The sequence below is a fragment of the Pseudomonas sp. H26/SER47-MNA-CIBAN-0231 genome (assembly GCF_040310465.1).
GTDB lineage: Bacteria > Pseudomonadota > Gammaproteobacteria > Pseudomonadales > Pseudomonadaceae > Aquipseudomonas > Aquipseudomonas atacamensis.
On the sequence record NZ_JBEOPW010000005.1, the window covers coordinates 75,573 to 100,986 of the forward strand.

Below are 25,414 nucleotides of genomic sequence, written 5' to 3' on the forward strand. Positions count from 1 at the left end.
TTGCTCGCGAAAGCGGTGTATCAGTCAATATGGATGTCGGCGGAGCCGCCGTCTTCGCGAGCAAGCTCGCTCCCACAGGTCTATTCAGAGTTAGAAAAATGTACAGCCTCGAAGACCTGCTCCACCTGATGTCCCGCCTGCGCGATCCGCAGTTCGGTTGCCCGTGGGACATCAAGCAAACCTACGCGACCATCGTCCCGCACACCCTCGAAGAAGCCTATGAAGTGGCCGATGCCATCGAACGTGGTGATCTCGACCATTTGCAGGGCGAGTTGGGCGATCTGTTGTTTCAGGTGGTGTATTACAGCCAGTTGGCCAAGGAAGAGGGGCGGTTCGAATTTGCCGGGGTGATCGACGGCATCACGCGCAAACTGATCCGCCGTCATCCGCATGTGTTCCCGACGGGCGATCTGTACGCGCCGCTCGACGTGCCGCGCTTGAGCGAAGAGCAGGTCAAGCAGCGCTGGGAAGAGATCAAGGCCGAAGAGCGTGCCGAGAAAGCCTCAGCGCCCGAGCAGTTGTCCTTGCTCGACGACGTGCCGGCCACCTTGCCGGCACTGTCGCGCTCAGCCAAGTTGCAAAAACGCGCCGGGCAGGTCGGTTTTGACTGGCCGGACGCTTTGCCGGTGCTCGACAAGGTGCGCGAAGAGCTCGATGAAGTGCTCGAAGCCATGTCGGAAAACGATCCGGTGGCGGTGGCCGACGAGATCGGCGATCTGCTGTTTTCCGTGGTCAATCTGGCCCGGCATCTGAAGGTCGATCCGGAAACCGCCCTGCGCGGCGCCAATGGCAAGTTTGAAAGACGTTTCCGTTTTATCGAACAGGCATTGCGCGACACCCACCGTCCCATGGAAGATTGCACCCTCGAAGAGTTGGACGCCCTGTGGGGCGAAGCCAAACGCCAGGAAAAGAATGAGCCCAGCTGCGGCTGAGCCGTTGCCCAAGTGAGTAAGCATTGATGAGCCTTTCCCTTCGCGACCAGTTGCTCAAAGCAGGCCTGGTCAACCAAAAGCAGGCCAAGCAGGTCAGCAAAGACAAGCAGAAGCAACAGCGCCTGGCCCACAAAGGCCAGGCCGAGCTGGACGATTCGCAGCAGCGCGCCGCCCAGGAAGCCATGGCCGAGAAGGTCAAGCGCGACCAGGAGCTGAACCGTCAGCAGCAGGAAAAAGCCGAGGCCAAGGCCCGCGCCGCGCAGGTCAAGCAGTTGATCGAAGTCTCGCGTCTGCCCAAGCTGACCACCGAGGACTACTACAACTTCGTCGATGACAAGAAGGTCAAGCGCATCTCGGTCAACACGCTGATGCGCAACAAGCTCAGCAGCGGTTCGCTGGCGATCGTGCACCACAACGGCGGCTATGAAGTGATTCCCCGTGAAGCGGCGCTGAAGATCCAGGAGCGCGACCCGCAGCGCATCGTCCAGCTCAACGTGCAGACCGAAGAGGTCAACGCCGAGGACGATCCGTACGCGGCGTACCAGATCCCTGACGATCTGATGTGGTAAATCCAAGGCTGTAACAACGACGAACCCCGCTCATGGCGGGGTTTGTCGTTTTCAAATGCTGTGTTGTTTCAGGCGGACTTCAGTTCTCGTTGCTGTTCCTGCACTTCCAGTTCAGCCTTGTAGTTGTGGGCATCGATCTCGTTGTGGAACATGCCGACCAGCAAGTCTTGTTGATGCACATCCCAGATACGGATGCCGGCGGCCAGGCCTTCGTGGGACATGTGTGAATCGTCGCGTTCAGTTACTTTTACAGTCATCTGCTAGCTCCAGATCTCAAGTTACTGCACCAAGGCGTGTGCAGGACTCTGTTATAGGATTTGTTAGTCAGCTAAGTAAACTGTCGATTGGCGCAAGGTGTTGTTGCGGATTTCGCAACAAAGCTGGAGGCCGCGTAAACCGCGACATTCGGTCGCAGGGTAGTAAGTTTCATGACAGAAGTTTCATCTCCAGAACACTCTGGATCCCTGTCTTTGATCGTTCCCACGCTCCGCGTGGGAATGCCTCTGGGGACGCTCCGCGTTCAGTGACGCGGAGCGTCACGGGCTGCATTCCCACGCAGAGCGTGGGAACGATCAACAACACTGACCGGAAGTTTCCCGGCTGATTTCTGCAGACGAAAAAAAAACGCCCCGAACCAGTCGGGGCGTTTTCATGTGCGGCTCAGCAGCGGGGAATTACTTGCCTTCCCAGCGCTTCAGTACCAGCGTGGCGTTGGTGCCGCCGAAGCCGAAGCTGTTGCTCATCACGGTGTTGATGGTGGCGTTCTCGCGGGTCTTGGTCAGCACCGGCAGATCGGCCACTTCCGGGTCGAGCTCGTCGATGTTGGCGGAGCCGGCAATGAAGTTGCCTTCCATCATCAGCATGCAGTAGATCGCTTCGTGTACGCCGGCGGCGCCCAGGGAGTGACCGGACAGGCTCTTGGTCGAGCTGATCGCTGGAGCCTTGTCGCCGAATACTTCACGCACACCTTTCATTTCCGCAACGTCGCCGACCGGAGTCGAAGTGCCGTGGGTGTTCAGGTAGTCGATCGGGGTGTCGACGGTGGACAGCGCCTGCTGCATGCAGCGGATCGCGCCTTCGCCGCTCGGAGCAACCATGTCGTAGCCATCGGACGTTGCGCCGTAGCCAACGATCTCGGCGTAGATCTTCGCGCCACGGGCCAGAGCGTGTTCCAGCTCTTCGACGACAACCATGCCGCCGCCGCCAGCGATGACGAAACCGTCGCGGTCCTTGTCGTAGGCGCGGGAAGCTTGTTCCGGGGTGTCGTTGCGCTTGCTGGACAGGGCGCCCATCGCGTCGAACAGGAACGACTGGCTCCAGTGCTCTTCTTCACCGCCACCGGCGAAGACGATGTCCTGCTTGCCCATCTGGATCTGTTCCATGGCAGTACCGATGCAGTGAGCACTGGTGGCGCAGGCAGAAGCGATGGAGTAGTTCAGGCCCTTGATCTTGAACGGCGTGGCCAGGCAAGCGGAAACGGTGCTGCTCATGGTCCGCGTGACGCGGTACGGGCCGACGCGCTTCACGCCTTTCTCACGGAGGATGTCCAGCGCTTCCATCTGGTTCAGCGTGGAAGCACCGCCGGAACCGGCGATCAGGCCGGTACGCGGGTTGGACACTTGCTCTTCGGTCAGGCCGGAGTCAGTGATGGCGTCTTTCATGGCCAGGTAGGCGTAAGCCGCTGCATGACCGACGAAGCGATAGATCTTGCGATCGATCAGCTCTTCAAGGTTGAGGTCGATGGAGCCGGAAACCTGGCTACGCAGACCCATTTCAGCATATTCCGGGTTGAACCGGATGCCAGGGCGGCTTGCACGCAGGTTAGCGGAGACGGTCTCTTTGTCATTGCCCAGGCACGAAACGATGCCCAGACCAGTGATAACGACGCGGCGCATGCGAATAACCCTTAGAAGTTGTCAGTGGAGGTGAACACGCCGACGCGCAGGCCTTCGGCGGTGTAGATTTCGCGTCCGTCGACACTGACCGAACCATCGGCGATGGCCATGTTCAGCTTGCCCTTGAGGACGCGTTTGATATGAATGTTGTAAGTGACTTTCTTGGCGGTCGGCAGCACCTGACCGAAGAATTTCACTTCGCCCGAACCCAGCGCACGGCCGCGGCCCGGCAGGCCTTGCCAGCCCAGGAAGAAGCCGACCAGTTGCCACATGGCATCCAGACCCAGGCAGCCCGGCATCACCGGATCGCCTTCGAAATGGCAGGCGAAGAACCACAGGTCAGGGTTGATATCCAGCTCGGCGACCAATTCACCTTTGCCGTACTTGCCGCCTTCTTCGCTGATATGGGTGATGCGATCCACCATCAGCATGTTCGGGGCGGGCAGTTGCGCGTTACCTGGGCCGAACAGCTCACCGCGACTGCAGCGCAGCAGGTCTTCCCGAGTAAAGGCGTTTTGTTTGGTCATGCGAGCTCCTCAATAATCCCATGCGGCAGGTGGGGCAGATCTTCCCGACCGTTCAAGGCGTTCATGCCTCGAACCGGCAGCCTACTCATAGACTATTGCGTTGTGGTGAAAGTCACAGCACCAAGGACATGAATGTACACTTGTGCACTGAAATTTTTAATCAAGCCCCTTTTGGGGCTCGTTCGGGTGCCTAAGACTGCCGCACTTTCGCTTTTCACGCCAGTCGCAGATGGTCGAAAGGCCCACACTACGACACCCAGCGCTGCAAAATCTGCTGCAGGTCATTGCGTTTGAACGGCTTGGCCAGGTAATCGTTCATCCCCGCTGCCAGACAGGTTTCGCGATCGCCCTGCAAGGCGTTGGCGGTCAGCGCGATGATCGGCACATCGCGGCGTCCGGGCAGGTCGCGGATCTGTCGCGTGGCCTCGTAGCCGTCGATGATCGGCAGCCGGCAATCCATCAGAATCACTTCGAATTCGCCACCCTCGGCACTGCGCACCGCTTGCGCGCCATCGGTCGCCACGCTGACGGCAAAGCCGAGGCTGCGCAGCATCGCTTCGATCACGGTCTGGTTGACCGGGTTGTCTTCGACCAGCAACACATGGCGTCCTTCGCCCTGACCACTGCCGTTCAGGGTGCGCGGCGCGGCCAGCGCTGGCATTGCCTGCTTATACAGCGCCAATGGAATTTCCAGAGTGAATACCGAACCGCGTCCTTCCTCACTCTGCGCGCGCAACTTACCGCCCATGCGTTCGGCCAGCGTCCGTGCGATCGGCAGACCAAGCCCGGTGCCACCGTAACGACGGGAGATCGAACTGTCGGCCTGCTGGAAGGCATTGAACATCAGCTCCAGGCTCTGCGATGAAATGCCGATGCCGCTGTCGCGCACCGAGCAGGTGAACCACAGCAGTTCGTGATCCAGCGATTGCCATTGCGCCTCGATGCTGACCCGGCCCTGCTCGGTGAACTTCAAGGCATTGCCGACCAGATTGACCAGAATCTGCCGGATCCGTGTCGGATCGCCCTGCACCTGCAAACCGCGCATATCGTCGGGAATTCGCAGATTCAGCACCAGGCCTCGCTGCACTGCGCTGTGCTGGAACGACTGCGCGCAGGCGCCGATCAGCTCGGCGAGGTTGAACGGAATGTGCTCAAGCTCCAGCTCCGAACGTTCGATCCGCGAGAAGTCGAGAATGTCATTGATGACCTTGAGCAAGTGCTCGGTCGACTCCGAAGCGAGTGCGGCGTATTCGACCTGCTCCTCGGTCATCTCGGTGGTTTCAAGCAACTGCAACATGCCCAGCACGCCGTTCATGGGCGTGCGCAGTTCATGGCTCATCATCGCCAGAAAATCCGATTTGGCGTTGTTGGCCTTTTCCGCCTCTTCGCGGGTCTGGATCAGTTGCGCCATCGCCTGCTGCTGTTCGCGGCTGGCCTGTTCCAGCGCCTGGGCGAGGTTATTGATGTGCTGCGACAGCGCACCCAGTTCAGTGTCATCGACAATCGGCAGCGGGGTTTTGTAATCGCCTTCCTGAATCGCCTTGACCGCATCGCCAATGTCACGGATCGGCTGCGACAGACTGCCGGCCAGACGACGGGCGACGACGAAGGTGAAGAGCAGGGCGAACAGCGCGAGAATCCCGGCCTTGAACAGGATCTCCTGCTGGCGCTGACTGAAAGCATCGTTGGACAAACCGACGATCACTCGCCCCAGATAATCCTCGCCGGCGGCGCTGTTGCTGACCTTGCCGTCCTGGAAAAAATCGTTGTGCAAGGCGATCCGCTGCAAACGCACCGGCGCCTGGAACACTTCGACCTGATGCGGGCGGCTGTGGCTATCGGCCGGTTGTTCGACATACACCAGAATCCGGTTGGCGCTGTCCTGCACTTCGAGAAAGCGCACGTTGGGCGTGGCCAGTGTCGCCTTGAGCAGGCTTTCCAGCACTTCGTTGTTGCCGGAGATCACCCCGTATTCCGTGGCCGGGGCGAGTTGGTTGGCGATCAACTGGCCGGTGTGGTTCAGCTCCTGGCGCAAATCCTGGATGCGCACGAAGGTAAAGAAGCTGATCAACAGCAACGTCAGCAGCAGCGCCGGCCCGAGGCTGATCAGCTGCGTGCGGGTGTTGATGTCCCAACGGCGACGAAAACTCATGGGCGGCGCTCTCCTTCGGCCAAGGCACTGGCGACAGATGCTTCATTCAGCGGTTCGATGCCTAAGGAACGAGCCACCTGCGCATTACTTGAGACTTTGAAACGAGCGGGGTAAAGCGTTCGCGGCCATGCGCTGGTGGGCTGATCGAGCAAATGGTCGAGGACGGCCAGCCAGTCGCTCTGGTCGCTGTAGGTACTGGCGAGGCTGCCCGCGCGAACGAATGCAATGTTGGGGCCGATCAGCGCAACCTGTCGCGAGTAGCTGCTGAGCAGGAGGTTTTTCGCCGTTTGCGAGTTGTACAGATCGGGGTCGTCGAGGCCGAGCAAAACGTCGCTGCCTTTCAGCACCGCTTGCAGCGGACGGCTGTCATGAATGTTGTCCCAGCGCTGGCTGACAATCTCCAGATTCAGCGGCCGCGCAGCCGCGCGCAATTCGCCAATGAGGAATTCGCCGTGTTCATCGAACAGCACACCGACCCGCCGCGCCTGCGGCAAGATCCGGCGGATCAGTTGCAGTTGCCGGCTCAGCGGCGGGTCGCTCCAGAGCAGACTCAGGCGCGCCGGTTGGGCATCGGCAAAACGCTGGCGCGCCTGCAAGCGGCTGATGCGCAACACCAGCGTCGACGGGCCTTGTGAGTCTTGCAGACGCCAGTCGAGGCTGGGCAGGTCTAGGAGGATCAAGCGCAGACTGGCCGGCAGTTTGCCCGGAGCCGGCAGGCTGGCCAGCGGCTGGAACCGCACATTGTCGGTCGGGCGCAGTTCACTCAGCGCTTGCACGAAGGCCTGCACGCCGGGGCTTTCCTCGGCGCCGGTCAACAGAATATCCGCCGCTTGCACCGCGACGCCGTGCAGCCACGCAGTCATGAACAGGCAGAGCCCGGCCAGCCAGTGGCCCAGGGTGGGCGTCTTCCGTGACGGGCCGGTGCACATCCTAGAACTCCAGCTCGGCACTGAAATACATCACCCGGCGTTCATCGTAATTATTGTCGACGAAAGTGTTCGGCTGATGGTCGAGGCGCTGTTGCAGCACGCCGGCCAATTGCAGCTGAGCTTTGCCAATGGCGATGCGTTTGGCGATGCGCGTGTCGACGCGCTCGAAGCGATAGCCGTTGAGCGCGTTGTCACCGTAATAGAAGAGGGCGCTGTTCCAGCCATGCCCCCAGTTGCGCAGCCAACCGGCGGAACCGCTGTTGCGCGAGGTCAACTGCTGATCCAGCGGATTGCTCGCCTCGGCGTCGATGAAGGCGTAGGTCAAACGCAAGCGGTCGGCGCTGCTGAGGCGCCAGTCGAGTTGCGTTTCGCTGCCACGAAAGCGCGAGCTGTTGGCATTGCTGGCGATGTACTGATTGTTGCGCAGCGGCTCGCTGATCATCCCGGTGATTTCGTCGTAGAACAGCTTCACGTCGACCGCCAGTCCGAGCTCGGCGAAGTAGCCGTTGTAGCCCAATTCCCGCGAGCGCATGTGTTCCTGATCGAGATCACCGGGGCCACGGGTCTTGACGAAATAGCGCGCCGACGACTGGCCGTAAGCCGAGGGTCGCAGGTTGCTGACCTGATAGCTCCAATTGACGTTGTTCTCGAACATGTCCGGCGAACGGATCGCCTCCGAGTACACCGCGCGCAGGCCATGACGCGGGTTGATCAGGTAGTTGACCGCGAAGCGCGGGGTCAGTGAACTGCCGATCAGTTGCGTGTCTTCGAACATCGCTCCGCCCTGCACCAGCCAGTGCTCGGTAGCGCGCCATTCCAGTTGGCCGAAGGCGCGCCAGGTGGTGTCGTCGAGGGTGCCGTTGAAGTAGGTTTCGGAATCGGCGCGGTCGTAGCGGTAATTCAGGCCGCTGACCAGGCGCAGGCTGTCGGACAGGCTGAGGGTGTCCTGCAGCTCGAGGTCGTAGCGCGATTCGCGGGCGCTCTGGTCGATATCGCCGCACAAGGTCTGGCTGGCGCCGTTGCGCCATTGCTCGAGCACTTGATTGGCCAGCGCCATTTCCTGCGGCGTGCCGGGTGCCGCGCCGGGGCCGGTGAACTGGTTGATGTTGCGCGCCAGCCGTTCGGTGTAATTCGGGTTGAGCTGCCACAGCTGCGCCAGCTCGGGGCTGAACGACACCTCGGCATCGCAGGCGCGCCAGACTTGCTGGCGATCCCAGTGCTGCGCCGAACCTTGCACATACAGGCTGTGTTCGGGATTGATATCGAGGTTCCAGCGCACCGAACCGGCGTAATCCTTGGCCACCACGTCGGAATTGTTCCCGGCGTCGGTAATCCCCGAGAACACCGGGCGGTAGGTATAAGGTCGCTGATTGCTGCCGTCCTTGGCGTTGAGCTGCCAGTCGAGGCTTTGCCCTTCATTGAGGTCGTGGCTGACCGCCAGGCTCAGACGATTCAAGCGTCGACTGTCGCGATAATCCGCGCCGTTGCGGTCGCTGTCGAAACCGTCGTCTTCCTGGCCGGACAGCGACAGGCGCAGATCACCGCCAGCCCAACCGGTGCCTTGACTGGCATAAAAGTCGTTGATGCCACGCTGGCCACGGGTGATTTTCAGGCGCGTGCCATGGCTGTCGGCCGGGTGGCGGGTGATGATGTTGATCACCGCCATCAGCGCGTTGGCGCCGTAGCTGACGGTGTTCGGGCCGCGAAATACCTCGATCCGGTCGATGTCTTCCATCGCTACCGGGATATCGCTCCAGTCCACCGTCGCCAGGCCGGCGCGATACACCGAGCGGCCATCGATCAACACCTGCATGCGCCGTGCTTCGCTGGCGTTGGTGCCGTGGTAATTCACCGCCGGCTGATTGCCGTTGATGCTGCCAACCATCATCCCCGGCACCAGTCGCAGTAGCTCGCTGATGTCGCGGGCACCGCTGGCGCTGATCAATTCGCTGTCGAGAACGGTCATGCTCCCGGGCACTTCCGCCGGCGTCTGCTTCAGCCGCGTGGCCGTGAGTACCTGCGGCAGCGTCTGGCTGTCGACGAACAGATCGTCCGCCAGCACTAGCGGGCTGAACAGCAGCGCCAGGAGCAGCGGCGAGCGCGGGGGAGGAGGGCCAGAAAACACGACACAGCCTGCAGAGAGAAGAATTGGCGCGCATGTTAACCGAGGGCGGCGACTTTTCCAGTGACGTTGCAGGCATTTTCCTAGGTTTTATTGGTCTTCTTCCTACAAATGTCGGTAATTGTTGCTGGGGCTGGCCGCCATCGGGTCGCCCCGTATAATGCCCGGCATCGCCACTGGTATGGATTAACGGATTGCATATGACTGAACAGCGCCCGATTGCGGTCCTGGGAGGCGGAAGTTTTGGTACCGCCGTGGCCAATCTGCTGGCCGAGAACGGCCATCAAGTCCTTCAGTGGATGCGTGACCCCGAGCAGGCCGAGGCCATCCGGGTCAATCGCGAAAACCCGCGTTACCTCAAAGGCATCAAGATTCTCCCGGGCGTGACTGCTGTCACCGACCTGCAAGCCACTCTCGATGCCTGCGATCTGTGCTTTGTCGCGCTGCCATCCAGCGCGTTGCGCACGGTACTCGCCGCCCACGCCGAGCGCTTGAGCGGCAAGATGCTGGTCAGCCTGACCAAAGGCATCGAAGCGCAGACCTTCAAGCTGATGAGCCAGATTCTCGAAGAGATCGCCCCGCAGGCGCGCATCGGCGTGTTGTCCGGGCCGAACCTGGCGCGGGAAATCGCTGAGCACGCACTGACCGCCACGGTGGTCGCCAGTGAAGACGAAGAACTGTGCAAAGCGGTGCAAGCCGCCCTGCACGGGCGCACCTTCCGCGTCTACGCCAGCGCCGACCGTTTCGGTGTCGAGCTGGGCGGGGCGTTGAAAAACGTTTACGCGATCATCGCCGGCATGGCGGTGGCATTGGAAATGGGCGAGAACACCAAGAGCATGCTGATCACTCGCGCCTTGGCCGAGATGACCCGCTTCGCCGTGAATCAGGGCGCCAACCCGATGACCTTCCTTGGTCTGGCCGGGGTTGGCGATCTGATCGTCACCTGTTCATCGCCCAAAAGCCGCAACTACCAGGTCGGCTTCGCCCTCGGTCAGGGCTTGAGCCTTGACGAAGCGGTGTCGCGTCTCGGCGAGGTCGCCGAAGGGGTCAACACCCTCAAAGTGCTCAAGGCCAAGTCCCAGGAAGTCGGCGTGTACATGCCGCTGGTCGCCGGGCTGCATGCGATCCTGTTCGAAGGACGCACGCTGGAGCAGGTGATCGGTCTACTGATGCGTGCCGAGCCGAAAACCGACGTCGACTTTATTTCCACCAGCGGTTTCAACTGATTCAGCTGTTACACGGACAGGAAGCAAGCCATGAACGATCCGAAAAGCGAAACCCAGTACGAATCCATCCTCCTGCGGGTGTTGTGGATGATCGTTTATCTGCTGGTCTGGCAAGTCGCGCAGTTCATCCTCGGCGCGGTGGTCTTGGTGCAACTGATCTACCGCCTGATCTACGGCGCACCGAGCGCCAGCCTGATGAATTTCGGCGACAGCCTCAGCCAGTTCCTCGCGCAGATCGGCCGCTTCGGCACGTTCCACAATGACCAGAAGCCCTGGCCGTTCGCCGACTGGCCAGCGCCGCGCACCCCGGAAGGGGAAGCGCCGCACACCGTCGCCCCGACCGCGCACCCGGTGCGCGATGAGGAGCCCAAGCTATGAAACTGTGGGTATTGCGTCATGGTGAGGCGGTGCCTCACGGCTCGAAAATCGATTCCGAGCGCGAGTTGACCGAGCACGGTCGCAAAGAAGTCCTGCGCAGCGCCGCGCATTTGATGGGCCAGCCGCTGACGGCGATTTACGCCAGCCCTTATCTGCGCGCGCAGCAGACCGCGCAGATTGTCCGCGAGGCATTGGGTTTCGAGCCGGAGATTCGCACGGTCGAATGGCTGACGCCGGAAAGCGATCCGGACAAGGTCGCCGAGCAATTGGTGTCGGTGAGCAATGTGCTGCTGGTCAGCCACAACCCGTTGGTGGGCAATCTGCTCAGCTATCTGCAGCACGGCGCCGGGCATCCGCCGGAGCGGGTCAGTACGGCGGGGCTCGCGGAGCTTGAGCACAGCGAACTGCTGATTGGCTCGATGAGGCTCAACAGCCTCAAGCACCCTTAACGCCATATCCCTGTGGGAGCAAGCCTGCTCGCGAAGGCGGCGTGTCATTCACCCTTTTTTGGGGCTGACATACTGCATTCGCGAGCAGGCTCGCTCCCACATTGATTTCTGCCAACCCATGAAATTATTTGTTTGAAAATTCCAACCAAGCACTTGCTTGGTTGACTACGCTTGCTCCAGACCAAAAAAACAGGAGCGAGTCGCATGTCTGCCGCCTTCCGTTTGCCGCTGGACGTGTTCTACGAACGGGAAGCCCGGCACCCGCGCCAGCGCTTTCTGGTGCAGCCCATCGGCGGTGGTCAGGTCGAGACGCTGACGTGGGCCGATGTCGGCCATCAGGCCCGCTGTGCGGCGCACTGGTTGCGCGCGCGGGAGCTGCCGCCCGGCAGCCACATTGCGCTGATCTCGAAAAATTGCGCGCACTGGATCATCGCCGACCTGGCGATCTGGATGGCCGGGCATGTGTCGGTGCCGCTGTACCCCAATCTCACCGCTGAATCCGTGGCGCAAGTGCTGACTCATTCGGAAAGTGCGCTGGCGTTCATCGGCAAGCTCGATGACTGGGCAGGCATGGCGCAAGGCGTGCCGGCGGGCCTGCCGACCATCAGCCTGCCGCTGCATCCGCCAGGCGAGTTCGATTACAGCTGGGCGGACCTGCAGAGCTGTTCGCCAATCCAGGACGATCCACGCCCCGCCGCCGGACAATTGGCGACGATCATCTACACCTCCGGCACCACGGGCCTGCCTAAAGGCGTGATGCACAGTTTCGCCAATCTCGGTTTCGCCACCAGTCGCGGCACGCAGCTGTTCGGGCTCAACGAGAACGATCGGCTGCTGTCGTATCTGCCGCTGTGCCACGTTGCCGAGCGCATGTTTGTCGAATTGGCCTCGATCTATACCGGGCAGACAGTGTTCTTCGCCGAAAGCCTCGAGACTTTCATCACCGATCTGCAGCGCGCGCGGCCTACGGCAATGTTCGGCGTGCCGCGTATCTGGACCAAATTCCAGATGGGTGTGTACAGCAAGATCCCGGCGCAGCGCCTGGATTTTCTCCTCGGGCTGCCCTTCATCGGCAAGCGCGTCGGCCACAAAGTGCTCGCCGGGCTCGGCCTGGATGCCTTGCGCGTGGCGTTGTCCGGCGCTGCGCCGGTACCGCAGACCTTGCTCGCCTGGTATCAGAAACTTGGCCTCGATGTGCTGGAGGTGTACGGCATGACCGAGGGCTGCGGTTATTCGCATATCTGCCTGCCGGGGCGATACAAGCAAGGCTGGATTGGCCAGCCGTGCCCGGAAGTCGAGGTGCGCATCGATGAGTCCGGCGAGGTGCAGGTGCGCAGTCAGGCCAACATGCTCGGCTATTTCAAGGAACCGCAAAAAACCGCTGAGACCCTCACCGCAGACGGCTTTCTGCGCACCGGCGACAAGGGTGAGCAGGACAGCGAAGGGCGCCTGCGTCTGACCGGGCGACTCAAGGAAATCTTCAAGACCAGCAAGGGCAAATACGTCGCACCGGCGCCGATCGAAAACCGTCTGGCCGTGCATTCACGCATCGAACAAGTGTGCGTGGTCGGCGATGGCCTGAGTGCACCGCTGGGGTTGTGCGTGCTGTCCACCGTCAATCAGCAAGAGCCTCGTGCCAGTCTGCACGCGAGCCTGGAAAAGCTGCTGGAAGAGGTCAACGCCGCCCTCGACAAGCACGAACGCCTGCGCCGGCTGGTGGTGGTCAAGGACAACTGGGCGGTGGATAACGGCTTCCTCACGCCGACTCTGAAAATCAAACGCAACGTCATCGAAGACCGCTACGGCGCACGCTTCGAAGAATGGAGCGCGCGCAGCGAGGCGGTGCTGTGGCAGGATTGAGCATCGATTACAACAACAAAGGAAGTCTGCGATGAGCTTGTGGCGTACTACTCCCGACATCGAACAGTTGAATGCGATCCAGAAGAACACCATCGGCGAAGTGCTGGATATTCGTTTCGAAGCCTTCGACGAACAGTCGCTGACCGCGAGCATGGTCATCGACCATCGCACCCATCAGCCTTACGGTCTGCTGCATGGCGGCGCATCGGTGGTGCTGGCGGAAACCGTGGGTTCGATGGCCAGTTATCTGTGCATCGATGCCAGTAAATTCTATTGCGTCGGCCTGGAGATCAACGCCAACCATTTGCGCGGTTTGCGCAGTGGGCGGGTGACGGCAGTGGCCACGCCGATCCATATCGGCCGCACCACGCATGTCTGGGACATCCGTTTGACCAGCGACGAAGGCAAGGCCAGTTGCGTATCGCGCCTGACCATGGCGGTGATGCCGCTGGGGGAACAGCCGCCGCTGCGTTGACATTTATCGGGTTCCGTCAGGTCGAGCCCTCACCCCAGCCCTCTCCCAGAGGGAGAGGGGGCCTACCGTGTGGTTTTCGCGATCCTCGTCGACCTGATAATTCGAGTCGAGCTCAGGTCCCGGACACTCCCCCGATCTGCTCCCTTTCCCCCTCGCTCCCTTGGGGGAGAGGGCTGGGGTGAGGGGGCAGCGGTCTCGCTGGTACACATCACCCTGACCGGACTGTCATCATTCCTGGCACTTACAGTCATTGCTGCGGTGCCGGCTCTTGCGGACAATCAACGCCACGTTTCCCGCCCATGGATTTGCCCGCATGTCGCAACCGATCTTTTTCGCCCACGCCAACGGTTTCCCCTCGGGGACCTATGGCAAGTTGTTCGCGGCGCTGGCGCCGGAGTATCGGGTCGTGCATCTGGAGCAGCACGCCCATGACCCGCGTTTTCCGGCGGACGACAACTGGTACAACCTGGTCGATGAACTGATCCATCACCTCGAGCTGCAGGAACAGCCGGTGTGGGGCGTTGGCCATTCCTTTGGCGGTCTGCTGCACTTGCACGCGGCGTTGCGCTGTCCCGAGCTGTATCGCGGCGTGGTGATGCTCGACTCACCGGTACTGACCCGCACTGATCAGTGGGTGATTCGCGCGGCCAAGCGCTTTGGTTTCATCGACCGGCTGACTCCCGCCGGGCGCACCCTCGGGCGGCGTGAGGAATTCGCCGATCTCGACAGTGCACGCAGTTACTTTTCCGGCAAAACCCTGTTTCGCGGCTTCGACCCGGAATGCTTCGATGCCTACCTGCAACATGGTTTGCATCAGGTCGACGACAAGCTGCGCCTGCGTTTTGACCCGGCTACCGAAATCAGCATTTATCGCGGCGTGCCGCACACCAGCCCCGGGCGCACCCGGCAGTTGCAGGTGCCGCTGGCCATCGTGCGGGGGCACAAGAGCCGCGTGGTCATGCGCCATCACACACGTTTCGTCTCGCGTCTGCCACAGGGCGAGGCGCTGAGCATGCCTGGCGGGCACATGTTCCCGCTGGAGCGTCCGCAGGACACGGCGCGGCTGCTCAAGAATCTGTTCATGCGCTGGGAACAGCGACAGAACAAGGATTGCGCATGAGCCCGACCTGCGAAGAAGTGCGCCTGAACCTGCCGCACATCGAATTGGCCGCGCATATGTTCGGCCCCGAGGACGGCTTGCCGGTGATCGCGTTGCACGGCTGGCTCGACAACGCCAACAGCTTCGCCCGGCTGGCGCCCAAGCTTGACGGCCTGCGCATCCTCGCGCTGGACATGGCCGGCCACGGTCATTCCGGGCATCGGCCAAGCGGCGCCGGTTATGCCTTGTGGGACTACGCCCATGATGTGTTGCAAGTCGCTGAACAACTGGGCTGGAAGCGTTTCGGCCTGCTCGGGCATTCGATGGGCGCGATTGTCTCGATGGTGCTGGCCGGTTCGCTGCCCGAGCGCATCAGCCATCTGGCGCTGATCGACGGCGTGATTCCTCCGACAGACAAGGGCGAAAACGCTGCCGAGCGCATGGGCATGGCCTTACAGGCGCAACTCGCTCTGCGGGACAAGCGCAAACCGGTCTATACCACCCTCGAGCGAGCCATCGAGGCACGGATGAAAGGTCTGGTGGCGGTCAGTCGCGAAGCCGCTGAGCTGTTGGCCCAGCGCGGTTTGATGCCGGTGCCCGGCGGTTACACCTGGCGCACCGACAATCGCCTGACCCTGCCATCGCCGCTGCGCCTGACGGAAGAACAGGCGATGGCGTTTGCCTCGCGCGTCAGTTGCCCGGCTCATCTGGTGGTCGCGGCGGATGGCATGTTGGCCAGGCATCCTGAGTTGCTGGAGCGTCTACCCTTCAGCCACGAACAGTTGCCGGGCGGGCATCATCTGCACCTGAATGATGAGGCTGGCGCAGGTCTTGTAGCAGACTGTTTCAATCGCTTCTTCGCCATGCCTTGACTTGCTACCGGCAACTGCCGAGGCTGGGCGGGTTGAAACAGGAGACAAACTTGATGGATTTCTATACCGCTGCGACCCCGACCCGCCCAGCCATGAACGTCCGGTGAGCCTGACTATGCGGCCACTCAGTCTTTTCGCGCTGTGCTGCTTCAGCTCCTTGTCCTTCGCTGCCGATGTGCCGGGCAGCCAGGATCTGCAAATCGTGCCGCGTCTGGCCGACGCACAGATCGTCGACTATCGCCCGGCGGCCGAGCTGGAGCGCATCTACCCGCTGGGCTCGATCCGCAAGATCAGCGGCCAGTTGCGCTTCGACGGCCAGGTCACCGCCCGCGGCCAGACCACCTCGGTGACCTACGAGTTGCCGCCGGAACATTCCGCCACCGAAGCCTTCACCGCCGCCCGCGAAGCCCTGCAACAGCAGGACGCCGAGTTGCTGTTCTGGTGCCAGGCCCGCGATTGCGGCGAAAGCAGCCTGTGGGCCAACGAGGTGTTCGGCAACGCCAAGCTGTATGGCGCTGACGAGCAGCAGGCTTATCTGTTGCTCCGGCTGGCGGCGCCAAAGGACAACACGCTGGTGGCGCTCTACAGCATCACTCGCGGCAATCGCAAAACCTATCTGCATGTCGAGCAATTCGAGGCGACTGCGCCGTTGGGCGAGTTGTTGCCGACCTCGGCGACCCTGCTGCGCCAGTTGAAAAGCACTGGTGAGCTGGATTTCCCGAAACTGGTCGAGGAGCCGGATGCCACCTGGTTGCGCCTGATTTCCCGTGGCCTGAATCTCGACACGACCTTGCGGGTCACGGTTTCCGGGCCCAAGGCCGAAGCCTGGCGCCAGGCGTTGATCACTCAGGGTGTGCGGGCGGCCCGGATGGAAACCGGCAATCTCGAAGGCTCGGGCCTGCGCATCGACCTGTTGCGATAAGCTGTGCCGGGCGAGCACGCACGCAGTGTTCGCCTACTCTTTCGCTGACTGACTTTGCCGGGACTTTCCATGCTCAATAACGATCGCCTGCTGGTGCAGATTCTGCTGCTGGTGTTGTTTGGTGCCAGCCTGTGGGTGATGGCGCCGTTCTGGTCGGCGCTGTTCTGGGGCGCGGTGCTGGCGTTCGCCAGTTGGCCGCTGATGCGTTTGCTGACCCGCGCGCTCAATGGTCGTGAATCGCTGGCCGCGTTGATCCTGACACTGGGCTGGATGTTGCTGGTGGCGGCGCCGCTGGTGTGGCTGGGTTTCAATCTTGCCGATCATGTGCGCGATGCCACGGCATTGATCAAGGATGTGCAGGTCGACGGTTTGCCTGAAGCGCCGACCTGGCTTGGCAGCGTGCCATTGGTTGGTGAGCGACTGGTGGCGATGTGGGACAGCATCGATCAGCAGGGCGCGGCGTTGATGGTCTCGATCAAGCCATATCTGGGCCAGGTCGGTAACTGGCTGCTGGCGCGCAGTGCGCAGATCGGCGGCGGGATTCTCGAGCTGACGCTGAGCCTGGTGTTCGTGTTCTTTTTCTACCGTGACGGGCCACGACTGGCGGCGTTTGTGCACAGTCTGTTGCAGCGCTTGATTGGCGATCGTGCCGGTTATTACATCGAATTGGTGGCGGGCACGGTGCAGCGGGTGGTCAACGGTGTGATTGGTACGGCGGCGGCGCAGGCGGTGCTGGCGTTGATCGGCTTTTTGATTGCCGGGGTGCCGGGGGCGCTGGTGCTGGGGATCGTCACGTTTATGCTGAGTCTGATTCCGATGGGGCCACCGCTGGTGTGGGTGCCGGCCACGGCTTGGCTGGTGTGGAAGGGTGAGTACGGGATGGCGATCTTTCTCGGGATCTGGGGGACGTTCATCATCAGTGGCGTGGACAATGTGCTCAAGCCGTATCTGATCAGCCGTGGCGGCAATCTGCCGTTGGTGATTGTGTTGCTCGGGGTGTTTGGCGGGTTGATTGCGTTTGGCTTTATCGGGTTGTTTATTGGGCCTACTTTGTTGGCGGTGGCTTATAGTCTTTTGACGGATTGGAGTAAGAGTCAGGCTCGGGTCTAGCGGGGGGGGCTTGGCGGCCTTTGGGCCGACCATGCTCTTGGGGTTTTGGGTGAATATCCGTTTCTGCGGGTGTTGCTGATTACGGTTCCGCCCTTACGGCGGGTCACCTTTTTCAAACGCCAAAAAGGTAACCCAAAAGGCTTGCTCCTACGTTCGGCCCTCGCAGGCTCGGGTCCCTTCGCTCCGGGACTGATCCGGGCGCAGCGGCTACGGTTTGCTTCGCTGCACCTCCTTCCGCTGTGTCTGGCTGCGCCAGACGGTCGCTGCGCTCCCACGCCCGGATCAATCCCTCCACTCAGCCTTCCGACGTCGCCGGTGGATCAAGATCAAAAGCACTCGAGCTTGCGCTCATTGTTGAGTGGGGCGGCTTCGCCGCGGGCAGCTGCGCTGCTTTGCTTTGGCTTTTGATTTTGTGGGAGCGAGCCTGCTCGCGAAGGCGGCCTGGCAGCCAACCCATCTCTCTCTGAAACCACTCGATGCCTGTGGGAGCTGGCTTGCCAGCGATAGCGCCCCCACATCCAACCAATATCTGCCGAATACACTCAGTTTCATTGTGGGAGCGAGCCTGCTCGCGAAGGCGGCCTGGCAGCCAACCCATTTCTTGCTGGACGCGCTCAATCAAACTGTAGGAGTGAGCCTGCTCGCGATAGCGCCCTGAAAGCCAACCAATATCTACCGAATACACTCAGTTTCATTGTGGGAGCGAGCCTGCTCGCGAAGAGGCCGGTACATTCAACAGATGTATTGAATCATCAGACGCTTTCGCGAGCAGCCTCGCTCCCGCTTCAAGTCGGCTGAGCCTCAGCCCCGTGGCAACCGGACAACGGCGGTCAGCCCACCACCCGGTGTTTCTTCCAGATCCAACCGCCCACCCAACCGCTGCGCGGCTTCGCGGGCGATGGTCATGCCCAGCCCTACGCCGCCGGAATTGCGGTTGCGCGAGCCTTCCAGTCGGTAAAACGGCTCGAACACCGCTTCCCGCTGGTCTTCAGCAATACCCGGTCCGTGATCAATCACCCGAATCAGCAATTCCTCACGCTGTTCCAACAGTTCAATCCGCGCCTGTCCGGCGTAACGCTGGGCGTTGTCCAGCAGGTTGTTGATGCACGAGCGCAGCGCCATCGGTTGTACTGGCAAAGGCGCGCAGTGGCCGCTGACCTGTACATCGGCGCCCTGGTCCTGGGCGTTTTCGCACAGCGATTCGACCAGCGCCTGCACGTCCAGCAACTGCAAGGCTTCGCTGGTGCGTTGTTCGTGCAGATAGGTGAGGGTGGCGTCGAGCATGCCGATCATGTCGTCCAGGTCCTGGCGCATCTGGCTTTGCAGCTTGTCGTCGCTGATGTTTTCCAGACGCAGTTTCAGCCGTGACAGTGGCGTGCGCAGGTCGTGGGAGACGGCGCCGAGCATGCGCGCGCGTTGCTGGACCTGTTCGCGGATGCGTCGTTGCATGAGGTTGAAGGTGTGCGCCGCTTGCCGGGCCTCGCGCGGGCCGGATTCGTCGAGGGGGTCGCTGTCGAGGTCTTCGCTCAGGCGCTCGGCGGCGTCGCTCAGGCGCTGGATCGGCCGGCTGAGCAGCTTGGCGCCGTACCAGGCGGCAATCATCAGGGTGATGAACTGAAAGGTCAGCGGCACCACCGGGCCACCGAACCAGGGGCGTGTTTGCCTCGGTGGGTAAGCGGTGTTGTGCAGCGGCGGTTGGCCGTCGATGTTCGCTGAGAACTCGGGCGGTGGTGGGGGCGGAGGAGGGCCGTAGAGTCTGAACCAGGCGAAGGCCAGCAGGTGCGCCAGGACAATCGCCACGAACAGCACCCCGAACAGGCGACCGAACAGGGTGTCGAAGCGCGCCTTCATCAACCGATGTCCCGCGCGTCGAACAGGTAACCCTCGCCGCGCACGGTCTTGATCAGTTGCGGGGCTTTCGGGTCGTCGCCGAGTTTTTGCCGCAGGCGCGAGACCAGCAGGTCGATGCTGCGGTCGAAAGCCTCGATCGAGCGACCGCGAGCGGCGTCGAGCAGTTGTTCGCGGCTGAGCACGCGGCGCGGGCGTTCGATGAAGACCCAGAGCAGGCGGAATTCGGCGTTGGACAACGGCACTACCAGGCCATTGTCGGCGACCACTTGGCGCAGGACGCTGTTGAGGCGCCAGTTGTCGAAGCGAATGTTCGTGCGCTGTTCGCTGCGGTCGTCGCGCACGCGGCGCAGGATGGTCTGGATGCGGGCGACCAGTTCGCGTGGTTCGAACGGTTTGGCCATGTAATCGTCGGCGCCCAGTTCCAGGCCGATAATGCGGTCGGTGGGTTCGCAACGGGCGGTGAGCATCAGGATCGGGATGTCCGATTCGGCGCGCAGCCAGCGGCACAGCGACAGGCCGTCTTCGCCGGGCAGCATCAGGTCGAGGACGATGACGTCGAAATGTTCGCCCTGCAGCGCCTGGCGCATCGCCGCGCCGTCGGTGACGCCGCTGGCGTGAATGTTGAAACGGGCGAGGTAATCGATCATCAGCTCGCGGATCGGCACGTCATCATCGACGATCAGCGCGCGGATGCTCCAGCGCTTGTCGTCTTTGCTTTCATCCGTCACGGTTGTCGGGGTGTTGTGCATGGGGCTGTTCACTGCCAGGGGTGGTTTCAGCATAGGCGTCCGGCCCGGAGGCGGGAAGTGCTGTTGTAAGGACGTGTTGCGCCGGGCGAGGCTAACCCGAATGCATGTTGCCGGCGTGTCGGCTGTGTATCGGAGTCGACACAATAGCCGTGCGGGCTAAGCTGATAACCGCCAGCGCGACGATTTACCGATCATCGGGTGCCGCGCCGCCGCCGGTTCCGCTACAATGCGCGCCGTTTTCGACCAGCCTGAGAGCCCATCCATGTCCGCCTGCCAGACTCCTATCATCGTCGCCCTGGATTTCCCCACCCGTGACGCCGCACTGAAGCTGGCCGACCAGTTGGACCCGAAATTGTGCCGGGTCAAAGTGGGCAAGGAACTGTTCACCAGTTGCGCGGCGGAAATCGTCGGAACCCTGCGTGACAAGGGTTTTGAAGTGTTTCTGGACCTGAAATTCCACGACATTCCCAACACCACCGCAATGGCCGTGAAAGCCGCTGCCGAGATGGGTGTGTGGATGGTCAACGTGCACTGCTCCGGCGGTCTGCGCATGATGGCAGCCTGCCGCGAGGAGCTGGACAAGCGCAGTGGTCCGCAACCATTGTTGATTGGTGTGACCGTGCTGACCAGCATGGAGCGCGAGGATCTGGCCGGTATTGGTCTGGATATCGAGCCGCAGGAACAAGTGCTGCGTCTGGCGGCACTGGCCGAGAAGGCCGGGTTGGACGGTCTGGTGTGTTCGGCGCTGGAAGCGTCGGCGCTGAAAACCGCGCACCCGTCGCTGCAACTGGTGACCCCGGGGATTCGCCCGGCGGGCAGCGCGCAGGATGATCAACGGCGCATTCTGACCCCGCGTCAGGCGCTGGATGCCGGTTCCGATTACCTGGTAATCGGCCGTCCGATCAGCCAGGCGGCAGATCCGGCGCAGGCGTTAGCCGCAGTCGTAGCCGAAATCGCCTAAAGCTTATTGAAGATCCAACTGTGGGAGCGAGCCTGCTCGCGAAGAGGGAGTGTCAGTCGGCATCATTACCGACTGATCCACCGCTTTCGCGAGCAGGCTCGCTCTCACATTGGTTTCAGGCTGGCCTTAAACCTTCAGAACCAACTTGCCAAAGTTCTCGCCGTTGAACAGTTTCATCAGCGTCTCGGGGAACGTCTCCAGTCCCTCAACCACATCTTCCTTGCTCTTGAGCTGCCCGTTGGCCATCCAGCCGGCCATCTCTTGGGCGGCGTTGGCGAACTGCGCGGCGTAGTCCATCACCACAAAACCTTCCATCCGCGCGCGATTGACCAGCAGTGACAGGTAATTGGCCGGGCCTTTGACCGCTTCTTTATTGTTGTACTGGCTGATCGCGCCGCAGATCACCACGCGCGCCTTCATGTTCAAGCGGCTCAGCACCGCGTCGAGAATGTCGCCACCGACGTTATCGAAATACACGTCGACGCCTTTCGGGCATTCGCGCTTCAGACCGGCCACGACGTCTTCGGCCTTGTAATCGATGGCGCCGTCGAAGCCCAGTTCGTCGATGAGGAATTTGCACTTGTCGGCCCCGCCGGCAATGCCAACGACGCGGCAGCCTTTGATTTTGGCGATCTGCCCGGCCACGCTGCCCACCGCACCGGCCGCGCCGGACAGCACCACGGTGTCACCGGCTTTCGGGGCGCCGACGTCGAGCAGGGCGAAGTAGGCGGTCATGCCGGTCATGCCCAGTGCAGACAGATAGCGTGGCAATGGCGCGAGTTTCGGGTCGACCTTGTAGAAACCGCGCGGCTCGCCGAGGAAATAATCCTGCACACCGAGGGCGCCATTGACGTAATCGCCGACGGCGAAGCCAGGATTGTTCGAAGCGATGACTTTTCCCACGCCCAGTGCGCGCATGACCTCACCGAGACCGACCGGCGGGATGTAGGACTTGCCTTCGTTCATCCAGCCGCGCATGGCCGGGTCGAGGGACAGGTATTCGTTTTTCACCAGAATCTGTCCCGCCTGTGGCTCGCCGACCGGTACTTCCTGGTAAGTGAAAGTCTCGCGGGTCGCGGCGCCCACCGGGCGTTTGGCGAGCAGGAACTGGCGATTGGTCTGGTTGGTCATGACAGGCACTCGAATGGAATGAAGCCTTGTTGATAGCTCTTCAACGCCGATGTCGCAAGGTTGGCTGATACGGCGAATGCGAGTCGATCCAGTGCAGTGATGGTTACGGGGCGGGTTTCATCACTGCGGCGCATGCGCCGGTAAACAGCGATTGCATAGTGCTGACGTGCTTTCGCTGCCCTTGGCTATGCTGCGACGCCAACATCTCCCATTTTTTTTGCATTCGAGGACATAGCCATGAGCATGACGTTTTCCGGTCAGGTGGTTGTAATCACGGGAGCCGCCTACGGCATCGGTCGCGCGACAGCCCTGGCGTTTGCCGCCGAAGGCCTGAAAGTGGTGGTGGCTGACCTCGACGCGGCTGGAGGCGAAGGCACGGTGGCGCTGATTCGTACCGCCGGTGGCGAAGCGTCCTTCGTGCGCTGCGACGTGACGGTGGAAAGCGATGTAAAAAATCTGATGGATGAGGTGATCAATACCTACGGTCGTCTCGACTATGCCTTCAACAACGCCGGGATCGAAATCGAGAAGGGCAAACTCGCCGACGGTACGCTGGACGAGTTCGACGCGATCATGGGCGTCAACGTCAAAGGCGTCTGGCTGTGCATGAAGTATCAGTTGCCGTTGCTGTTGGCGCAGGGCGGTGGCGCGATCGTCAACACGGCGTCGGTCGCCGGGCTGGGTGCCGCGCCGAAGATGAGCATCTACGCGGCGTCGAAACATGCGGTGATCGGCCTGACCAAGTCGGCGGCGATCGAATACGCGAAAAAGAAAGTCCGCGTCAACGCAGTGTGCCCGGCAGTGATCGATACGGACATGTTCCGCCGTGCCTATGAAGCCGACCCGAAGAAGGCGGAGTTCGCCAACGCCATGCACCCGGTCGGGCGCATTGGCAAGGTCGAGGAAATCGCCAGCGCGGTGCTGTATCTGTGCAGCGATGGCGCAGCGTTCACCACTGGGCACTCATTGGCGGTGGACGGCGGCGTGACGGCGTTCTGAAAGTTGCCGAAATACAAAGAACCCGCCTGCGTGCGGGTTTTTTTGTACCTCGCGGTCGGTCCCTGTGAATACCGTTAAACAATGTGTATCAAATCGTTAGAACTGGCGCATTTGGCGGCGTTGTCGCACAGCCTCGGCGGTGCGGCTGTGATTTACTGCTGCCAGCAAAACTGACAGGAGTTTGCGAGCTCATGGAACTGAGAATTGACCGACAGGCAATGGTGCCGGTCGTGCAGCAGATCGTCGACGGAATGACTGACTGGATTGTGCAAAGCGGTATCCCGCCGGCCACCCGGTTGCCCTCCGTACGGCAAATCGCCCGGGGTAATCTGCTCAGCCAGTCGTGTGTCGTCGAAGCCTGCGAGCGCCTGGTTTCGCAAGGCGTATTGACCACACGCCAGGGCGCGGGATTCATCGTCGCGGCCTCGCCGGCATTGCGCGAAACGGACTCGGAACTGGCAGTGTTCGAGGGCCGCCATGCGTGGTGCGATGAGGTGAGCGCTTCGACGGGTCGCTTGATCTTGGGGCAAGGAGGCTTGCCGCCGAGCTGGCGTGAGCCCGACGACCTCAGCTACGCGCTGCGCGAGGTGGCACGCACCGACATGGCCAGCCTGTTCAACTACAGCTCGCCACTGGGCCTGCCAGCGTTGCGCGAGCAAATTGCCAAGCGTCTGAAACTGCTGCATATCGACGCCTGCAATACCCGGCTGATGAGTACCGGCGGTGCCAGTCATGCGCTCGATCTGATCGTGCGCACCCTGTTCAAGGCTGGCGATTGCGTGGTGGTGGAAACGCCCGGTTATGCACCGTTGTTTGACCTGCTGCGCCTGCACGGCGTACAGATGCTCGAAGTGCGTCGGACACCGAGCGGGCCGGACATCGACATGCTCGAGTCAGTGCTGCGTCAGTTTCGTCCCGCTGCCTTGTTCATCGGCAGCCATCACCACAACCCCACCGGCAGTTGCCTGACGCCTGCGGTCGCCCAGCGTATCGTGCAGTTGAGCAAGACCTACGACCTGCGCGTGATTGAAGATGACGTCTACGCTGATCTGCACACCGGCAGCGGTACGCGGTTGGCGGCGCTGGACCATGGCGGCCGGGTCATTTATGTCGGCAGCTTTTCCAAGACCCTGAGCAGTTCGTTGCGGATCGGCTTTGTCCTGGCGGACAGCGAGCTGCTGAAGCGCCTGGCGGAGGTCAAGATGATCAGCGGCCTGGGCTGTTCGAGGCTGGCCGAGGCGGTGCTGGCCAGGCTGATGGCGACCGGCGCCTATCGCAAACTGGTGCAGCGCCAGCGCCAGCGCTTGAATGCCGATCGCGCGGCGGCCTTGCAGGCCCTGGAAGATGCCGAGTGGGAAGTGTTCGGCAAGCCGGTTGGCGGGTTGTTCATCTGGGCGCGGGCACGCTTGCGCGACCAGGCGTCGGTGCGCAGGCAGGCTCAGCGTTGCGGGCTGGAGTTATCAGCAGCGGACGCCTTCAGTCCCAGCGGTGAGTGCGGTGACTGGCAGCGCATCAATGTGGCCTGTGCCTGCGACCCGCGGGCTCGGCAGTTTTTTCGCAATACTTGCGCGGATCGACCTCCAGCATTCTGAAAACGACGCGGGCGTAGCTTTTTGCCATTATTCCGACGCCAGAGTCTTGTGCTGGTTAGAGCCCGTTGCGAATCTTCGTTCACAGACTTTGGCAGGGGACTACGCGCAATGATTTCGGCCGTGCAAGGACGTTTTGCCAACCTCGGTATGGCGAAAAAACTGGGTATCGGATTCGTGCTGGTCTTGCTGCTGACTGCGTTGGTGGCGGCGATCGGCGTCTGGTCGCTGCAAACCATCAGCCTGCGTTTCGACGGCTTGAAGCAGATGTCCGCGCTCAACAGCGGCCTGCTCAAGGTGCGCCTGCTCGAGCAGGAGTACGCCCTGCGCGGCAATCCGAAGACCGCCGATGCCTTGCGCGAAGGCGTCGATGGGCTGATCGTCCTTGCCGGTGAGCTCAAGGCGCATTCCCCGGCCAACGTCCCGGTGATGAGCGATGTCGAGCAAGCGCTGGGCGCGTATCGCAAGGCCTTCGATGAATTCGTCTCGCTGAGCCAGGCCAAGGACCTCGCGCTGGAGATGGCCAGTTGGTCGGTGTCCAGCGTGGCCAATAACCTCGACGTGTTGCAGAGCGGTCTGGCCGATGATGGTGCCTACACTTTGAAAGACACCGAGGG

General features: G+C 61.6%; 23 protein-coding genes. 14 read left to right on the forward strand and 9 right to left on the reverse strand.

From position 1 onward, the window contains the following. Positions 1 to 98: 98 nt before the first annotated feature. Both mazG and AAEZ10_RS09790 read left to right on the forward strand, forming a co-directional pair. On the forward strand, positions 99 to 932 hold the full coding sequence (gene mazG / locus AAEZ10_RS09785) for a nucleoside triphosphate pyrophosphohydrolase (protein ID WP_323167437.1): 834 nt from the start codon (positions 99 to 101) through the stop codon (positions 930 to 932). A gap of 26 nt (positions 933 to 958) precedes the next feature. After that, positions 959 to 1,501: a DUF2058 domain-containing protein gene (locus AAEZ10_RS09790; protein ID WP_016773645.1), complete on the forward strand. Its 543-nt coding sequence runs from the start codon at positions 959 to 961 to the stop codon at positions 1,499 to 1,501. 68 nt (positions 1,502 to 1,569) lie between these two features. On the opposite strand, the gene AAEZ10_RS09795 is transcribed toward AAEZ10_RS09790, so the two are convergent. The 6 genes from AAEZ10_RS09795 to AAEZ10_RS09820 form a co-directional block, all read right to left on the reverse strand. Next, entirely contained in the window at positions 1,570 to 1,758 is a 189-nt protein-coding gene (locus AAEZ10_RS09795) for a hypothetical protein (RefSeq protein ID WP_016773646.1), read from the reverse strand. Between the two features lie 417 nt (positions 1,759 to 2,175). After that, positions 2,176 to 3,396, reverse strand: coding sequence for a beta-ketoacyl-ACP synthase I (gene fabB / locus AAEZ10_RS09800; protein WP_016773647.1), 1,221 nt, complete (start codon positions 3,394 to 3,396; stop codon positions 2,176 to 2,178). A gap of 11 nt (positions 3,397 to 3,407) precedes the next feature. Continuing rightward, positions 3,408 to 3,923: a 3-hydroxyacyl-[acyl-carrier-protein] dehydratase FabA gene (fabA, locus tag AAEZ10_RS09805; RefSeq protein ID WP_024013962.1), complete on the reverse strand. Its 516-nt coding sequence runs from the start codon at positions 3,921 to 3,923 to the stop codon at positions 3,408 to 3,410. Between the two features lie 247 nt (positions 3,924 to 4,170). Further along, positions 4,171 to 6,075 carry an ATP-binding protein gene (locus AAEZ10_RS09810; protein ID WP_350568991.1) on the reverse strand — a complete coding sequence of 635 codons (1,905 nt, stop codon included), beginning with the start codon at positions 6,073 to 6,075 and terminating at the stop codon, positions 4,171 to 4,173. Beyond that, positions 6,072 to 7,004, reverse strand: coding sequence for an ABC transporter substrate-binding protein (locus AAEZ10_RS09815; protein WP_350568993.1), 933 nt, complete (start codon positions 7,002 to 7,004; stop codon positions 6,072 to 6,074). The genes AAEZ10_RS09810 and AAEZ10_RS09815 overlap by 4 nt, the downstream gene beginning before the upstream one ends. A 1-nt stretch (position 7,005) precedes the next feature. Then, positions 7,006 to 9,129, reverse strand: a complete 2,124-nt coding sequence (locus AAEZ10_RS09820) for a TonB-dependent receptor plug domain-containing protein (protein WP_350568995.1) — start codon at positions 9,127 to 9,129, stop codon at positions 7,006 to 7,008. Positions 9,130 to 9,326: 197 nt separating this feature from the next. Between AAEZ10_RS09820 and AAEZ10_RS09825 the strand changes: the two genes are divergently transcribed. The 9 genes from AAEZ10_RS09825 to AAEZ10_RS09865 all read left to right on the forward strand — a co-directional run bounded on the left by AAEZ10_RS09825 (position 9,327) and on the right by AAEZ10_RS09865 (position 17,517). Further along, positions 9,327 to 10,352, forward strand: coding sequence for an NAD(P)H-dependent glycerol-3-phosphate dehydrogenase (locus tag AAEZ10_RS09825; RefSeq protein ID WP_024013958.1), 1,026 nt, complete (start codon positions 9,327 to 9,329; stop codon positions 10,350 to 10,352). 30 nt (positions 10,353 to 10,382) lie between these two features. Continuing rightward, entirely contained in the window at positions 10,383 to 10,730 is a 348-nt protein-coding gene (locus AAEZ10_RS09830) for a DUF4389 domain-containing protein (RefSeq protein WP_350568997.1), read from the forward strand. After that, positions 10,727 to 11,179 (forward strand): phosphohistidine phosphatase SixA, encoded by a 453-nt coding sequence (sixA, locus tag AAEZ10_RS09835; RefSeq protein ID WP_350568999.1) that lies wholly within the window; start codon positions 10,727 to 10,729, stop codon positions 11,177 to 11,179. The genes AAEZ10_RS09830 and sixA overlap by 4 nt, the downstream gene beginning before the upstream one ends. Before the next feature lie 204 nt (positions 11,180 to 11,383). Further along, entirely contained in the window at positions 11,384 to 13,039 is a 1,656-nt protein-coding gene (locus AAEZ10_RS09840; protein WP_350569001.1) for an AMP-binding protein, read from the forward strand. Positions 13,040 to 13,070: 31 nt separating this feature from the next. Further along, on the forward strand, positions 13,071 to 13,514 hold the full coding sequence (locus AAEZ10_RS09845; protein ID WP_350569004.1) for a hotdog fold thioesterase: 444 nt from the start codon (positions 13,071 to 13,073) through the stop codon (positions 13,512 to 13,514). Positions 13,515 to 13,827: 313 nt separating this feature from the next. After that, complete coding sequence (locus tag AAEZ10_RS09850) at positions 13,828 to 14,634, forward strand: alpha/beta fold hydrolase (RefSeq protein WP_110646675.1); 807 nt, start codon at positions 13,828 to 13,830, stop codon at positions 14,632 to 14,634. Further along, positions 14,631 to 15,485 carry an alpha/beta hydrolase gene (locus AAEZ10_RS09855; RefSeq protein ID WP_350569006.1) on the forward strand — a complete coding sequence of 285 codons (855 nt, stop codon included), beginning with the start codon at positions 14,631 to 14,633 and terminating at the stop codon, positions 15,483 to 15,485. The genes AAEZ10_RS09850 and AAEZ10_RS09855 overlap by 4 nt, the downstream gene beginning before the upstream one ends. 115 nt (positions 15,486 to 15,600) lie before the next feature. Further along, positions 15,601 to 16,407 carry a DUF4892 domain-containing protein gene (locus AAEZ10_RS09860; protein ID WP_350569217.1) on the forward strand — a complete coding sequence of 269 codons (807 nt, stop codon included), beginning with the start codon at positions 15,601 to 15,603 and terminating at the stop codon, positions 16,405 to 16,407. Between the two features lie 69 nt (positions 16,408 to 16,476). Further along, entirely contained in the window at positions 16,477 to 17,517 is a 1,041-nt protein-coding gene (locus AAEZ10_RS09865; protein ID WP_110646673.1) for an AI-2E family transporter, read from the forward strand. 801 nt (positions 17,518 to 18,318) lie between these two features. Here AAEZ10_RS09865 and AAEZ10_RS09870 read toward each other — a convergent pair. Together AAEZ10_RS09870 and AAEZ10_RS09875 are read right to left on the reverse strand one after the other, a co-directional pair. Continuing rightward, positions 18,319 to 19,368, reverse strand: a complete 1,050-nt coding sequence (locus tag AAEZ10_RS09870; RefSeq protein WP_350569009.1) for an ATP-binding protein — start codon at positions 19,366 to 19,368, stop codon at positions 18,319 to 18,321. Then, a complete protein-coding gene (locus AAEZ10_RS09875) occupies positions 19,368 to 20,117 on the reverse strand; it encodes a response regulator (RefSeq protein WP_151551046.1) in 750 nt (249 codons plus the stop codon). The genes AAEZ10_RS09870 and AAEZ10_RS09875 overlap by 1 nt, the downstream gene beginning before the upstream one ends. 262 nt (positions 20,118 to 20,379) lie before the next feature. Between AAEZ10_RS09875 and pyrF the strand changes: the two genes are divergently transcribed. Further along, a complete protein-coding gene (pyrF, locus tag AAEZ10_RS09880) occupies positions 20,380 to 21,078 on the forward strand; it encodes an orotidine-5'-phosphate decarboxylase (RefSeq protein ID WP_350569011.1) in 699 nt (232 codons plus the stop codon). Between the two features lie 126 nt (positions 21,079 to 21,204). Here the strand turns inward: pyrF and AAEZ10_RS09885 are convergent, their stop codons facing one another. Continuing rightward, entirely contained in the window at positions 21,205 to 22,209 is a 1,005-nt protein-coding gene (locus AAEZ10_RS09885) for an NADP-dependent oxidoreductase (protein ID WP_073472221.1), read from the reverse strand. A gap of 237 nt (positions 22,210 to 22,446) precedes the next feature. On the opposite strand from AAEZ10_RS09885, the gene AAEZ10_RS09890 reads away from it, so the two are divergent. Further along, positions 22,447 to 23,208, forward strand: coding sequence for an SDR family oxidoreductase (locus tag AAEZ10_RS09890; RefSeq protein WP_110645976.1), 762 nt, complete (start codon positions 22,447 to 22,449; stop codon positions 23,206 to 23,208). Positions 23,209 to 23,399: 191 nt separating this feature from the next. After that, positions 23,400 to 24,800, forward strand: a complete 1,401-nt coding sequence (locus AAEZ10_RS09895) for an aminotransferase-like domain-containing protein (RefSeq protein WP_350569013.1) — start codon at positions 23,400 to 23,402, stop codon at positions 24,798 to 24,800. Positions 24,801 to 25,414: the final 614 nt, after the last annotated feature.

Excerpts from the sequence above, each read along its gene's own strand:
- AAEZ10_RS09875 (WP_151551046.1), bottom strand. The coding sequence starts at position 20,117 with ATGCACAACACCCCGACAACCGTGACGGATGAAAGCAAAGACGACAAG.
- AAEZ10_RS09815 (WP_350568993.1), bottom strand. The coding sequence starts at position 7,004 with ATGTGCACCGGCCCGTCACGGAAGACGCCCACCCTGGGCCACTGGCTG.
- pyrF (WP_350569011.1), top strand. The coding sequence starts at position 20,380 with ATGTCCGCCTGCCAGACTCCTATCATCGTCGCCCTGGATTTCCCCACC.
- AAEZ10_RS09865 (WP_110646673.1), top strand. The coding sequence starts at position 16,477 with ATGCTCAATAACGATCGCCTGCTGGTGCAGATTCTGCTGCTGGTGTTG.
- AAEZ10_RS09870 (WP_350569009.1), bottom strand. The coding sequence starts at position 19,368 with ATGAAGGCGCGCTTCGACACCCTGTTCGGTCGCCTGTTCGGGGTGCTG.
- AAEZ10_RS09840 (WP_350569001.1), top strand. The coding sequence starts at position 11,384 with ATGTCTGCCGCCTTCCGTTTGCCGCTGGACGTGTTCTACGAACGGGAA.
- AAEZ10_RS09890 (WP_110645976.1), top strand. The coding sequence starts at position 22,447 with ATGAGCATGACGTTTTCCGGTCAGGTGGTTGTAATCACGGGAGCCGCC.
- AAEZ10_RS09830 (WP_350568997.1), top strand. The coding sequence starts at position 10,383 with ATGAACGATCCGAAAAGCGAAACCCAGTACGAATCCATCCTCCTGCGG.
- mazG (WP_323167437.1), top strand. The coding sequence starts at position 99 with ATGTACAGCCTCGAAGACCTGCTCCACCTGATGTCCCGCCTGCGCGAT.
- AAEZ10_RS09850 (WP_110646675.1), top strand. The coding sequence starts at position 13,828 with ATGTCGCAACCGATCTTTTTCGCCCACGCCAACGGTTTCCCCTCGGGG.
- AAEZ10_RS09845 (WP_350569004.1), top strand. The coding sequence starts at position 13,071 with ATGAGCTTGTGGCGTACTACTCCCGACATCGAACAGTTGAATGCGATC.
- AAEZ10_RS09795 (WP_016773646.1), bottom strand. The coding sequence starts at position 1,758 with ATGACTGTAAAAGTAACTGAACGCGACGATTCACACATGTCCCACGAA.
- AAEZ10_RS09810 (WP_350568991.1), bottom strand. The coding sequence starts at position 6,075 with ATGAGTTTTCGTCGCCGTTGGGACATCAACACCCGCACGCAGCTGATC.
- fabA (WP_024013962.1), bottom strand. The coding sequence starts at position 3,923 with ATGACCAAACAAAACGCCTTTACTCGGGAAGACCTGCTGCGCTGCAGT.
- AAEZ10_RS09895 (WP_350569013.1), top strand. The coding sequence starts at position 23,400 with ATGGAACTGAGAATTGACCGACAGGCAATGGTGCCGGTCGTGCAGCAG.
- sixA (WP_350568999.1), top strand. The coding sequence starts at position 10,727 with ATGAAACTGTGGGTATTGCGTCATGGTGAGGCGGTGCCTCACGGCTCG.
- AAEZ10_RS09790 (WP_016773645.1), top strand. The coding sequence starts at position 959 with ATGAGCCTTTCCCTTCGCGACCAGTTGCTCAAAGCAGGCCTGGTCAAC.
- AAEZ10_RS09855 (WP_350569006.1), top strand. The coding sequence starts at position 14,631 with ATGAGCCCGACCTGCGAAGAAGTGCGCCTGAACCTGCCGCACATCGAA.
- AAEZ10_RS09860 (WP_350569217.1), top strand. The coding sequence starts at position 15,601 with ATGCGGCCACTCAGTCTTTTCGCGCTGTGCTGCTTCAGCTCCTTGTCC.
- AAEZ10_RS09825 (WP_024013958.1), top strand. The coding sequence starts at position 9,327 with ATGACTGAACAGCGCCCGATTGCGGTCCTGGGAGGCGGAAGTTTTGGT.
- AAEZ10_RS09885 (WP_073472221.1), bottom strand. The coding sequence starts at position 22,209 with ATGACCAACCAGACCAATCGCCAGTTCCTGCTCGCCAAACGCCCGGTG.
- fabB (WP_016773647.1), bottom strand. The coding sequence starts at position 3,396 with ATGCGCCGCGTCGTTATCACTGGTCTGGGCATCGTTTCGTGCCTGGGC.